Raw genomic sequence first — 11,937 nt, forward strand, 5'->3', positions numbered from 1 at the left:
TCGTTCTGCTTACCTACAGTGCGTAGGTACCCCACAGGGGCAGGAGGCGAGATGACCTCTACCCACGCGAGAAGCAGCCTCAGGGCGGAACGGACCCTGTTGGTGGTCGTGCGGAACTTCACCTCGCTCGACCGCCTGTTGACCGTCGTGCGGGGGTTCGACCCGGGTGTGCCGCTGGCGATCAAGTTCACCATCGACCTCGGGTCGGGCTTCGCCCGTGAGCTCAAAGATCACCTGAAGGTGTTGCGGTGCCACTTGCTGCCGTGGCAGCAGGCCAGGGCGCGCGCCTTCGACCTCGTCCTCGCCGCCCACTCGACGCCGCGGCTCGGCGAGCTGACCGGCCCGGTCTTCGTCATCCCCCACGGCGCGGGGCACGCCCGCATCGTCCCCTTCGCCACCGGCGACGAGGTCTCACCGGCGGGCATCGCGCGCAGCCAGCTCACGCACCGCGGCCGGGTGGTGGCGACCGTCGTCGGGCTCGCCCACGAGGAGGAGTTCGACCGGCTCGCCCGGAGCTGCGCCGAAGCGGTGCCGCGCGCCGCGGTCATCGGCGACCCGGTGATGGACCAGCTCGTCGCGAGCACGCGGGCCCGGCCGCACCACCGGCGGCGGCTCGGCGTCGGTCCCCGCCAGAAGCTGGTGCTCGTGAGCAGCACCTGGGGCGGGCGGTCCACCCTCGCCACCACCCCCGGCCTGCTGCTGGACCTGCTCTCCCTGCTCCCCGCGGACGAGTACCGCGTCGCGTTCGTCCGCCACTGGAACGTCGAGGGGCACGACAGCCGGTTCGAGGTGGACCACCAGCTCCGCGCCGCGCGCGAGGCCGGGCTGGTGGTCGTCCCGCCCGACTCGTCCTGGGGGGCGACGCTGCTGGCGGCCGACGTGGTGATCGGCGACCACGGCTCGGTCACCCTCTACGGCGCGGCGCTCGGCCTGCCGGTCCTGCTGGTGTCCGACGGGGGCGCCGACGTCGCCCCGGACTCGCCCAACGCGCGGCTCTGGGAGGCCGTGGACCGCCTGGGCCCGGCCCCCGGCGTCCGGGCGCAGGTCGAGTCGGCCCTGGAGCACCACGTGCCGGAGCGGTTCGGGGAGCTGACGGCCCGCGTGCTCGGCCGGCCCGGCGGCGCCTGGCAGGCCCTGCACGACGTGGCGGCCGACCTGATGCGCCTGCCCCGGGTCCGCGCCCGCGTCCACCCGGTGCCCGACGCCGACCCCCTGCCGACCCCCCGCACCACCGCCCACCGGGTGACCACCCGGCTGGTGGACGTCGCCGCGGGCGGGGCGCGCATCGAGGTGGAGCGGTTCCCGGACCTAGCCCCGCGGCACGCCCCCGAGGGGGACCCGTTCCCGGTGGTCGACGTCGACCGGGAGGCGGACCCGACCCGCCTGGCGAACGCCGAGGTGCTCGTCGGCACCGAACCGCGGGCCGAGCACGAGGTCGCCGACTGGGCGGAGGGGGTGTTCCACGACCACCCCGGCGCGCTGATCGCGGCCGCGACGGACGGCGGGCACTGCACCGTGGCGTTCCGGGGCGGCGCGGTGTGGCGCGTGAACTGCGCCGACCCCCTGGTCGCGGCGAGCGCCCTGCACTGCTGGACCGCGGCCGGGTTCACGCCCGACCCGCTGGTCCGGCTGTGGGTGCGCGTCGGCGCGGACGTGGTGCAGGTCAAGGTCCGGGCGGCTCACCTGCGCCCCCGCGCGATCCAGCGCCGGACGTCGTCGCTGCGCGGGCTGCCCGCCGCGCGGTAGAGCTGGTAGAGGCGCTCGGCGGAGTCGCGGAACAGCACCTGGTCGCGGTCCCGCTCGGCGACGCCGACCAGCACCTCCAGCGCCTGCGCCTCCTTCACCGGCTGGTCCCGGTCGCGGGTGGTCGTCACCGCCTCGGTGAGCACCTGCCGCGCGTCCGCGTACCGGCGCAGCGCCTCGTACGCCCTGCCCAGGGCGATGTGCACGCGCGCGGCGGCCATCTCGTCCCGGAGGTCGACCAGCAGCGCCGAGGCCCGCCGGAGCACCGGGAGCGCCTCCGCCGCGCGGCCGGCCCGGACGAGGGCGTCGCCGAGCTGGTAGCCCTGGAGGCCGTCGCCCCGGCGGTCGCCGAGCCGGCGGTTGCCCTCCTGCGCGGCGCGGAACGCGTCGACCGCGTCCTGGTGCAGCCCGCGCTCCCGGTGCAGCAGGCCGTACGACTCGGCGAGCAGCGCCCGTCCCCGCTCCCGGCCGGGGGCGACGAGCGCCGCGCGGTCGAGTTCCGCGCGGGCCTCGTCGAACTCGTGGCGCTCGACGTGGGCACGCGCGAGCTGGTTGCGCATCCGGGACTCGGCGTCGCGGTCACCGAGCCGCACGGCCGCGGCCACGCCCAGCCGGTGCGCCTCGATCCAGTCCTCGTAGTGCTTCCGGCTGTGGTAGAGCGCCCAGAGCGCTTCGCAGAACTGCCACACCTCGACGTGCGCGCCGAGGTCGGCGGCCAGCCGGACGGCGGCGAGCAGGTTGGCCCGCTCCGCCTCGAACCAGGCCATGCCCGTCGCCGCGTCGCGGTGCGGCGCCCAGCGGGAGAGGTCGTGCTCGGCGAGCCGCCACCGGGAGGCGCCCAGCACGGCGCGGTCGGCCGCGGCCGCACCGAGCAGGTACCAGCCGACGACGCGGCGTTCCGCGGCGACCCGGGCGGCGGGTGGCTCCTCCCGGTCGGAGCGGGCCCGCGCGTGCAGGCGGACCAGCTCGTGGAACCGGTAGCGGTCGGGCGCCCACTCCTCCAGCAGGTTCACCCCGCACAGCACGCCGAGCACGTCCTCGGCGGACTCCGGGGTGGTGCCGGCCGCCGCGGCGGCGGCGCCGGGCCCGAAATCGGGGCCGGGGTGCCGGCCGAGCGCGCGGTAGAGGTGGCGCGCCGCGTCGGGCAGGTCCTCGTACGCCGCGTCGAAGATGTGCTCCACGAGGTGGTCCCCTTCCACGGAGAGGCGGTCGAGCCGGGCGCGGTCGTCCTCGATGTGCCGCACGTAGCGGGCGATGGGCCAGCGCTTGCGACGGCCCAGCTCGGCCCCGGCGACCCGCAGCGCGAGGGGCAGGCCCGCGCACAGCCGCACGACGTCGCGCACGGCGGCCTGGTCGTGCTCGGCGCGCCCGTCCGCGACCATCCGCGTCAGCAGCGACGCGCCGGCGACCGGTTCCAGGGGCCGCACCTCGATCGTCTCCGCGCCGTCGACGGTCAACCCGCTCAGCCGGGACCGGCTGGTCACCAGCACCACGCTGCCCGGCGACCCCGGCACGAGCGCGCGGACCTGCGCGGGCGAGTCGGCGTCGTCCAGGAGCACCAGCACCCCGAGCCGCGCGGTCGTGCTGCGGAACAGCGCGACGCGCTCGGGGAAGGCGGCGGGCACGTACTGGGCGTGCACGCCCAGCGCCCGCAGGAACGCGGCGACCACGTCGGGGACGGCCACGCCGCCGGCGCCGCGGTAGGCGGCCAGGTCCGCGTAGAGCTGGCCGCCCTCGAAGAGGCCCGCGTTGCGGTGGCCCCAGTGCAGGGCGCACGCGGTCTTGCCGACACCGCGCATCCCGGTGAGCACGGCCACGGCGGGCCCGGCCCGGTCGCGCGCCGCGAGCCGGTCGAGGGCGCGGACGCAGTCGTCCCGGTCGACGTGGGCGTGCGGGGGCGGCGGGAGCTGCCGGGGGACCGCGGTGGGCGGCGGCGCGGACACGAGGGTCACCTGGCCGATCACGCCCGCCTGCACGACGCCGCCCCCGACCGGGCCCGCCACCTCGTTGTGCGCGCGCCCCGGTTCGGCGGCGGGCGCCCCGTCCTGGATCGTCGGTCCTGGCGTCATCTGCTGTCCCCGAGGCGGTTGACCACCCAGTATCGCCGGGTGCTCCGGCCCGCCGGGAGGCCGTCGACCGACTTCACTCGTTCGGCGGTCCGGTCGGTCGGTTCGGCCGGATCGGTCGGATCGGTCGGGGGCGGGGTCGTTCAGCGGGGACCGGGCACGGCGAACGCCCGCCGGCAGTGCGCGAGCAGCTCGCGCACCGCGGGCCCCTCCCCGCCCGGCCCCTCCCCGCCCCGCCACACCAGCAGCAGCAGGGACGGCACGTCGGCGTCCACGATGGCCAGGGCGGTGAGGCGGTCGCGGTACGCCGCCGCCATCGACTCGCTGAGGATGCCGACGCCCAGGCCGCGGGCCGCCAGGTCGGCGATGGCGTCGGCCGCGCCCGCCTGGAACGTGATCACCGGTTCGACGCCGTGCGCGGCGCACGTCCGGTCGAACACGGCGCGCAGCCCGGCGCCCGGCGGCATGCACACGACGGGCCGGTCGGCCAGGTCGCGCAGCCCGACCCGGCCCCGCGCCGCCAGCTCGTGCCCCGGCGGCACCACCGCGACCAGGGGTTCGGCGATGATCGTCAGCGCCCGGACCCCCTCCGGCCGGGCGGTCGCGGACCCGACCAGCGCCAGGTCGAGCGCGCCCGCGCGCACCGCGTCGACCAGCCGGTCCGAGCTGTCCTCGCCCAGCGAGACCTCGACGCCGGGGTGCGCCCGGTGGAACGAGGCCAGGGCGTCGAACAGCGGGGTGACCGTGCAGCCGACGACCATGCCGACCGCGATCCGCCCCCTGATCAGGTCCGCCACCTCGCCCACCGCCTGGCCGACGGCGGCGGCCGAGGCGAGCGCCGCGCGGGCGTGCTCCAGCGCCGCCTCGCCCGCGACGGTCAGCGTGGCGGTCCGCCCGGACCGGTCGAACAGCTCCGCGCCCAGTTCGCGCTCCAGCCGCCGGACCTGGGCGCTGACCCCGGACTGGCTGATCCGCACCCGCTCGGCGGCACGCGTGAAGTTCCGCTCCTCGGCGACCGCGACGAAGTACTCCAACTGCCGAAGTTCCACAACCTGCGATTCTAGTTGCCAGAAGAACGATCTGTTGGACTTCTGGCCGGGTCCGCCGCAGGCTGGTGGTGCCACCACCCCGATCGAGGAGGACACCGTGGAGCGCGAGAAGGCCGTGCGGCCCGAGGACATCACCCGCCTGTTCGTCGAGCGGTCGAACGCGGGCGACGCGGACGGGGTCGCCGCCCTCTACGAGGAGGACGCCGTCCTGGCCTACCCGCCCGGCCGGGTGACCGCGGGCCGCGAGGCGATCCGGGCGCTGTGGGCGGAGGTGCTCTCGCACGGCCCCCGCTTCGAGCCGGAGGAGCCGCTGCCGACGCTGGTCAGCGGCGACCTCGCGCTGACCTCGACCCCGCCGCGGGACGGCGCGGGCGCGCGGGCGCAGGTGGTCCGCCGCCAGCCAGACGGGAGCTGGCTGCGCGTGCTCGACCAGCCCGAGTTCACCGCCCCTCCGCGCTGACGCCGAGGGCGTGCAGGCCCCGCACCCGCTCGTAGGTCGGCCCGGCGGGGACGCGCCCGCCGTCGCGCACGGCGAGCGCGGCCCGCACCGCCTCCCCGAGGGCGGCGCGGAACAGCAGCGAGCCCGTGCTGACCCGCCGCACGCCCAGGTCGCGCAGCACCCGGACGTCCAGCTGCGCCAGCACGTTCAGCGGTCGGGGCACCGCCCGCACGAGCGCCTCGATGCCGCGCTCGTCGGCCAGGCCGGGCACGAACACGCCGTCCGCGCCGGCGTCGGCGTACCGCAGGGCCCGGTCGGTGGTCGAGGCGCGGTCCACGCCGAGCCAGTGCGTGTCGACGCGGGCGTTGACGAACAGGCCCGGCGCGGCCCCCTTGACCGCCCGCACCAGCCGCGCGTGGTCGGCGGGGTCGGCGAGCCCGGCGCCGCGACCGTCCTCGACGTTGACGCCGGCCACGCCGATCCCGGCCAGTTCGGCGGCCAGCTCCGGGCCGTCGTACCCGGCCTCGACGTCCACGGTGACCGGCACGGGCAGCCGCACGAGCCGCCTGGCCAGCGCCACCGTCTCCGCCCGCGCACGGCCCGCCGCGTCCGGCAGGCCGTGCGCCGCCGCCACGCCCAGGCTGGTCGTGCCGATCGCCGGGAAACCGGCCTCGACGAGGGCGGCGGCCGACGCGTGGTCCCACGCGTTCGGCAGGACGAGGAAGTCCTCGTGCAGCCGGTGGAACGCCCGCGCGCCGTCCACCAGCGCCAGCGCGTGCTCCCGCGCGGGGCACGCGTGCCGCCCGGCGCCGAACCACGCGCCGGCCAGGTCGACCTCGACGACCGAGCCGTCCGGGGCGACCCGCCGCGTCACCGGCACCGGCGGTTCGGCGCCCGCGACCATCGCCCTCGTCGCGTCGCACGCCTGCACCAGCAGGCCGACCCGGTTGGCGGTCGCCTCGTCCCACGACCCGCCGCAGGCCGCGACCAGCCGGGCGACCGCCGCGTCGGCACCGGGCGTCGTCGGCAGGTGCGGCTGGTAGCAGCGGGCGACGAGCGCGACGTCCCCGGCGACGGACGGCGGCAGTCCCAGCGCCCGGGCCGGCACCGCCACCGGCTCCCCGGCGCGCCGCAACCGCGCGGGGTCGACCGCGGCCAGCTCCCGGAGCACGAGGGCGCGCCGGCGCCGGTGCGCCTCGCCCCCGTTGAACCGGGCGACGGACGCGCGCAGCCACGCGACCCCGTCCTCCGCCGGGGGCACCGGCACGACCACGTGGTCCTCGCTCAGCAGTTCGTCCACGGCGGTCACGCTAGGGGCGGGACGCTTCGGCGAGGGCCGAAGCGACGGCGGCGCACAATGGCGGGCGTGGCAGCGGAGGAACTGGCCGGCCTGGCCGCGCTCCTGGCCGACCGCACCAGGGCGTGCTTCCTGCTGGCGCTGCTGGACGGGCGGGCCTGGACGCCCGGTGAGCTGGCCGCCGAGGCGGGCGTCGCGCCGTCCACGGCGAGCGAGCACCTGGCCCGGCTGGTCGACGGCGGCCTGCTCGTGCGGCGGAGCCAGGGGCGGCACCGGTACGTGCGGCTGGCCGGGCCGGAGCAGGCGGCGCTCGTGGAGGGCTTCCTCGCCTACCTGGGGCCGACCGCTCCCCGGCGCACGGGGCTGCGGGCGGTCACCGCGGACGAGGCCCTGCGCCGGGGCCGGACGTGCTACGACCACCTGGCGGGAGAGCTGGGCGTGGCGGTGACCGACGCCATGACCGCCCGGGGCCTGCTCACCGCGGACCTGGGCCTGACCGGCGCGGGCCGCGCGTGGCTGGCCGACCTGGGCTTCACCCCGCCGCCCCGGCGACCGGCGGCGAGGGCCTGCCTGGACTGGACCGAGCGCCGCTCCCACCTGGCCGGGGCGGCGGGCGCGCACGTCTGCGCCCACCTGCACCGGGAGGGCTGGGTGCGCCGGATCGGCACGGGCCGCGCGGTCCGCCTCACCGCCGCCGGGGAGACGGCGCTGCACGACCTGCTCGGGCTCGGCTGACCGCCCCACCCGAGCCGCGCCGCACCCCACCCGCGCCGGACCGTGCCGTGCCGCGCCATGCCGCGCCGCGCCGCGCCGGACCGCGCCGGACCGCGCCGCGCCGCGCCGAGCCGTGCCGTGCCGTGCCGACCCGTCAGGTCAGGTCAGCCGGGCCGCCAGGTCGCGCGCCTTGGCGAACTCCTCGTGGTGGTCGCCGAAGTACGACCAGGGCCACCGCGACGCCCGGTCCCCCACCTCCGCCACGTGCCCGAGGAACCTCCGCACGTCCTCGCGCTTCAACCCGGCCACCGCCTCGACCCCGGCGTAGTAGGCGGCGAAGACCTGGTTCGCGCGCACCCACCGCGGGTGCTCCCGCTGCTCCTCGCCCGCCGCCAGCAGGTGGTCCGACACCGCCGCCACCTCCAGCCGCACGACCCGCCGCGCCAGGTAGTCGATCGACCGCCACCGCCGGCGGAAGCTCACCGACTCCGCGTCGCGCAGCGGCACCTCGATGTGCGCGGCCGGCACCAGCGCCAGCAGCGGGTGCCCCGCGGCCAGGTCGGCCACCCGGACGCGGGCGAACTCCAGCATCCGCTCGTGGCTGCCGTACCACTTGTCGGTCAGCATCTGGAGCCGGTGCTCGTTGGCGGACACCAGGTCCGGGCACAGCATCTGCACCCGGGCGAACACCTGGTCGCCCTCCTCGTCGCGCTCCGGCGCGCCCAGGGCCAGGCTCATCAGCTGCCCCCACGGCGCGACGTCCTCCGGGGCCAGCTCGGCGGCCCGCCGCAGCGCGGTGCGGGCCTGGTCGGCGAGGTCGAGGAACCGGGCCAGCCGGTCCTCCTCGGTGTACTGCGCGTACGACGCGCCGCGCTCCTCCCACGCGGCGGCGTTGAGCGCGCTGCCGAGCAGCAGCAGGCTGTCGGCGTCGTGGCGCTCGTCCACGGCGGAGTGCAGCGCGGGCAGCGCGTGCTGCCCGGCCTCGCCGAGCACGTCGACGCGCAGGTCGCGGCGTTCGGGGTCGCGGGTGGCGGCGAGGAGCGCGCGGGCGGGTGCGGTGTCGCCCGCGACGAGGGCGCGGGCGGCGCGTTCCAGCTCGTCGTCGCGCCAGGCCAGGTCGACGGTGGGTGGCAGGTCGGCGGGCACGATCAGCGGCGCAGCCACTTCGGCAGCCACGACGCGTTGCCGGCGGGCAGCACGTCCACGACCACGCAGGTGATGTTGTCCGGCCCGCCGCGCGCGTTGGCCGCCGAGATGAGGGCCTGCACGGTCTCGTCGCCGTCGGCGGTCGCGGTGAGCAGCTCGGCGATCTCGGCCGGGGCGACCACGTCGGACAGGCCGTCCGAGCAGATCAGGTACCGGTCGCCCTCGGCCGCGTCCTGGTGGAACAGGTCCGGGTCGTGGGCGCTGCCTGCCTGGAGCGCGCGCATCAGCATCGAGCGGCCGGGGTGCTCGCCCGCCTGCTCCGCCGACATGCGGCCGTCGTCGACGAGCGCCTGCACCATCGTGTGGTCGCGGGTGATCTGGGTCAGCTCGCCGTCGCGCACGAGGTAGCAGCGCGAGTCGCCGATGTGGCCGACCGCGAACCGCTCGCCGTCCCACCACAGCGCGGTGAGCGTGGTGCCCATCCCGCGCATGTCGAAGTTCTCCTCGGCGAGGTCGGTCAGCCGGATGGCGATCTCCCGGGCCGCGCCGTTCAGCTCGCCGAGGGGGTCCTCGGCGTCCAGGTCGAGGTCTGCGAGCACCGCGACCGCGATCGAACTGGCCACTTCGCCGTACGCGTGGCCGCCCATGCCGTCGGCGACGGCGAAGAGGCGGTCGCTGAAGTAGACCGAGTCCTCGTTCGCTTCACGGCGCAGGCCGGGGTCCGTGCCGACGGCGTACCGGAGCGCATGCATGCCGGATAGTGAATCACCCGCACGGGTGCCCGTGAGCAGGGCATCTCCAATTCGGTCAGCGGGGACGGCCGTAGAACTCGCTCAGCACGAGCATCGCGGCCCCGGCGGCCACCACGTCATCACCCAGCGGGGTGATCGACACGTCCACCGGGAGCCACTCGTCCTTGGGCAGCCGGGCGCGGACCCCGTCCAGGTAGGCGGCGGGTTCGGCGAGCACGGCGCGGCCCGCGAGGACGACGTGGTCGATGTCGAGCAGCTGCACCAGGTCGGCCACGGCGACGCCGACGACGTCGGTCGCCCCGACCAGGTCGCCGCGCGCGGCGGCGAGGTTGTGCAGGACCTCGACGCACCCGGTGCGCCCGCACACGCACGGCGGGCCGTCGAGCTGGAGCGTGGTGTGCCCGTACTCGCCGGCGTTCGTGCGCACGCCGCGGTGCACGCGGCCGTCGAGCAGCATCCCGATGCCCAGGCCCGTGCCGACGAGGACGAGGACGGCGTCGCGCAGCTCCTCGCCGCGCCGCCACGCCTCGGCGACGACGGCCGTGTTGGTGTCCTTGTCCACGACGACGGGCAGGCCGAGGCGTTCCTCGGCGAGGGCGCGCAGCGGCACGTCGTGCCACGCGGTCAGGCCGGTCGGGTCGTGCACGAGGCCCGTGCGGTGGTCGAGCGGGCCGACGAACCCGATGCCGACGCCGAGCAGCCGGTCGTCGCGCATCCCGTCGACCAGGCGGGTCAGCTCGCCGACGAACGCGGGCGGGTCGAAGTCGTGCGGCAGGGGCGCCACGGCGCGGTCGAGCACGGTGCCCGCGAGGTCGGTGAGCACGACGCGCAGCTCGTCCCGCTCGACCTGGGCGCCGAGCGCGAGGCGGCTGTCGGCGACGAGTTCGAGCAGCGTGCGGGGTTTGCCGACGCCGACGTTGCGGGTGCCGGACTCGACGAGCAGGCCGTCCGCGATGAGCCTGCTGACGACCTTCGACACCGCCTGCGGGGTGAGGCCGCTCCGCGCGGCCAGCTCCACCCTGGTGACGGCGCCGGACCGGGCGAGGCCCAGCACCACCGCGTCGTTGTATCCCCGCAGGAAGCGCAAGTTGGGCACGTGGCCATCATCGCACGTCTGGCTTTTATTAAACAGCGTTGCTTTAATAGCCTCATGTCTCTCCGCACCGGACTGCTCGGCTACGGCATCGCGGGGCGGGTGTTCCACGCCCCGCTGATCGCCGCGACGCCCGGCCTGGAGCTCGCGGCCGTGGTGACGACCGACCCGGGGCGCCGGGCCGGGGTCGCCGCCGAGCACCCGTCCGCCGCCGTCCTGGGCGACGCCGAGGAGCTGTTCGCCCTGGACCTGGACCTCGTCGTGGTCGCCACCCCGAACCGCACCCACGTGCCGCTCGCGCTCGCCGCCGTCGAGGCCGGCGTGCCGGTCGTGGTGGACAAGCCGTTCGCCCCGTCACCGGCCGACGCGCGCCGCGTGCTGCGCGCCGCCGAGCGGCGGGGCGTGCCGGTGACCGTGTTCCAGAACCGGCGGTGGGACGGTGACTTCCTCACCGTGCGGTCGCTCGTCGACTCCGGTTCACTGGGCCGGGTCGCGCGGTTCGAGTCGCGGTTCGAGCGGTGGGTGCCGGAGGTGCGGGACGGCTGGCGCGAGTCGGGTGCGCCCGAGGAGGCGGGCGGGGTGCTCCACGACCTCGGCGCGCACCTCGTGGACCAGGCGCTGGAGCTGTTCGGCCCGGTGACGTCGGTGTACGCCGAGCTGGACCGGCGGCGGGACGGCGTGGCCGTGGAGGACGACGCGTTCGTGGCGTTGGCGCACGCCTCGGGGGTGCGGTCGCACCTGTGGGCGAGCGCCGCGGCGGCCGACCACGGGCCGCGGTTCCGGGTGCTCGGCTCCGAGGCGGCCTACGTGTCGCACGGGCTGGACCGGCAGGAGGACGCGCTGGCCGCGGGCAAGCCGTTCGAGGACCTGTCGACGACCGGCCGGCTGGGCGTGGTCGGCGCGGAGGAGGACGTCGTCGGCCTGCCCGGCGCGTACGTCGAGTTCTACCGGCTGCTCGTCGCGGCCCTGACCTCCGGCGGGCCGCTGCCCGTGGACCCGGAGGGGGTCGTGCGCGCGCTGGAGGTGATCGAGGCGGCGTTCGGGTCCGCCCGGACGGGACGGGTGGTGTCGCTGTGAGCCTGCTGGACGAGCTGGTCGACCAGGAGGGCCGGTTGGTCTTCCGCGCCTTCGACAACGAGGTGGCGCTGGAGCTGGGCGCGTTCCTCCTCGACGCCGCCCGAGCGCGTGCGCTGCCGGTGACGATCTCCGTGCGCCGGGGCGCGCAGCGCCTGTTCCACGCCGCCCTGCCCGGCACGTCGGCCGACAACGACGAGTGGATCGACCGCAAGTCCCGCGTCGTCGACCGGTACGGCCAGAGCTCGTTCCGGGTCGGCGAGTCCTTCCGCGCGGCGGGCCGGGACTTCGACCGGGACTCCCGCCTGGACCCCGACCGCTACGCCGCCCACGGCGGTGTCTTCCCGGTCCTGGTGGCCGGCGTGGGCCCGGTGGGCACGGTGGGCGTGTCCGGCCTGCCCCAGGCGGAGGACCACGCGTTCGTGGTGGAACAGCTGGAGAAGTTCCTGTCCACCCGCTGACCCCGGCGCCGGCCGACCGCCCTCGGCCGCCGCCGTGCCGCGACGACCCGCGTCCAACAGGACCTCGCGGCCCGGCTGACCCGCCGCCCCAAACACGCCCCGG

At 76.7% G+C, this 11,937-nt stretch carries 11 protein-coding genes; 5 read left to right on the plus strand and 6 right to left on the minus strand.

All coding sequences use genetic code 11. The annotated features are described in order from the left end of the window. The first annotated feature begins 51 nt into the window (after nucleotides 1–51). Nucleotides 52–1,746, plus strand: a complete 1,695-nt coding sequence (locus tag ACR807_RS20510) for a hypothetical protein (RefSeq protein ID WP_438922972.1) — start codon at nucleotides 52–54, stop codon at nucleotides 1,744–1,746. Here the strand turns inward: ACR807_RS20510 and ACR807_RS20515 are convergent. Continuing rightward, nucleotides 1,680–3,812: an NB-ARC domain-containing protein gene (locus ACR807_RS20515; protein ID WP_438922973.1), complete on the minus strand. Its 2,133-nt coding sequence runs from the start codon at nucleotides 3,810–3,812 to the stop codon at nucleotides 1,680–1,682. The two genes, ACR807_RS20510 and ACR807_RS20515, sit on opposite strands and share 67 nt — an antisense overlap. A 140-nt stretch (nucleotides 3,813–3,952) precedes the next feature. Then, nucleotides 3,953–4,858, minus strand: coding sequence for a LysR family transcriptional regulator (locus ACR807_RS20520; RefSeq protein ID WP_438922974.1), 906 nt, complete (start codon nucleotides 4,856–4,858; stop codon nucleotides 3,953–3,955). Nucleotides 4,859–4,955: 97 nt separating this feature from the next. Between ACR807_RS20520 and ACR807_RS20525 the strand changes: the two genes are divergently transcribed. Then, complete coding sequence (locus ACR807_RS20525) at nucleotides 4,956–5,318, plus strand: YybH family protein (RefSeq protein WP_438922975.1); 363 nt, start codon at nucleotides 4,956–4,958, stop codon at nucleotides 5,316–5,318. Here the strand turns inward: ACR807_RS20525 and ACR807_RS20530 are convergent. Then, the gene (locus ACR807_RS20530; RefSeq protein ID WP_438922976.1) at nucleotides 5,299–6,597 is read right to left on the minus strand and encodes an isocitrate lyase/PEP mutase family protein; all 1,299 of its coding nucleotides are present in this window, start codon (nucleotides 6,595–6,597) and stop codon (nucleotides 5,299–5,301) included. The two genes, ACR807_RS20525 and ACR807_RS20530, sit on opposite strands and share 20 nt — an antisense overlap. Before the next feature lie 57 nt (nucleotides 6,598–6,654). Between ACR807_RS20530 and ACR807_RS20535 the strand changes: the two genes are divergently transcribed. After that, nucleotides 6,655–7,329 carry a winged helix-turn-helix domain-containing protein gene (locus ACR807_RS20535; protein ID WP_438922977.1) on the plus strand — a complete coding sequence of 225 codons (675 nt, stop codon included), beginning with the start codon at nucleotides 6,655–6,657 and terminating at the stop codon, nucleotides 7,327–7,329. 138 nt (nucleotides 7,330–7,467) lie between these two features. Here the strand turns inward: ACR807_RS20535 and ACR807_RS20540 are convergent, their stop codons facing one another. From ACR807_RS20540 to ACR807_RS20550, 3 genes are read right to left on the minus strand one after another with little or no spacing between them, the layout of a single operon-like run. Then, entirely contained in the window at nucleotides 7,468–8,472 is a 1,005-nt protein-coding gene (locus ACR807_RS20540) for a hypothetical protein (RefSeq protein ID WP_438922978.1), read from the minus strand. After that, nucleotides 8,457–9,206 (minus strand): PP2C family protein-serine/threonine phosphatase, encoded by a 750-nt coding sequence (locus ACR807_RS20545; RefSeq protein WP_438922979.1) that lies wholly within the window; start codon nucleotides 9,204–9,206, stop codon nucleotides 8,457–8,459. Before ACR807_RS20545 ends, ACR807_RS20540 begins: the two co-directional genes overlap by 16 nt. 55 nt (nucleotides 9,207–9,261) lie before the next feature. Continuing rightward, nucleotides 9,262–10,302: an ROK family protein gene (locus tag ACR807_RS20550; RefSeq protein ID WP_438922980.1), complete on the minus strand. Its 1,041-nt coding sequence runs from the start codon at nucleotides 10,300–10,302 to the stop codon at nucleotides 9,262–9,264. Nucleotides 10,303–10,356: 54 nt separating this feature from the next. On the opposite strand from ACR807_RS20550, the gene ACR807_RS20555 reads away from it, so the two are divergent. Next, nucleotides 10,357–11,376, plus strand: coding sequence for a Gfo/Idh/MocA family protein (locus tag ACR807_RS20555; RefSeq protein WP_438922981.1), 1,020 nt, complete (start codon nucleotides 10,357–10,359; stop codon nucleotides 11,374–11,376). Further along, nucleotides 11,373–11,834, plus strand: a complete 462-nt coding sequence (locus tag ACR807_RS20560) for a heme-degrading domain-containing protein (RefSeq protein ID WP_438922982.1) — start codon at nucleotides 11,373–11,375, stop codon at nucleotides 11,832–11,834. Before ACR807_RS20555 ends, ACR807_RS20560 begins: the two co-directional genes overlap by 4 nt. Nucleotides 11,835–11,937: the final 103 nt, after the last annotated feature.

The sequence above is a fragment of the Saccharothrix sabaoui genome, from assembly GCF_051756985.1.
Taxonomy (GTDB): domain Bacteria; phylum Actinomycetota; class Actinomycetes; order Mycobacteriales; family Pseudonocardiaceae; genus Actinosynnema.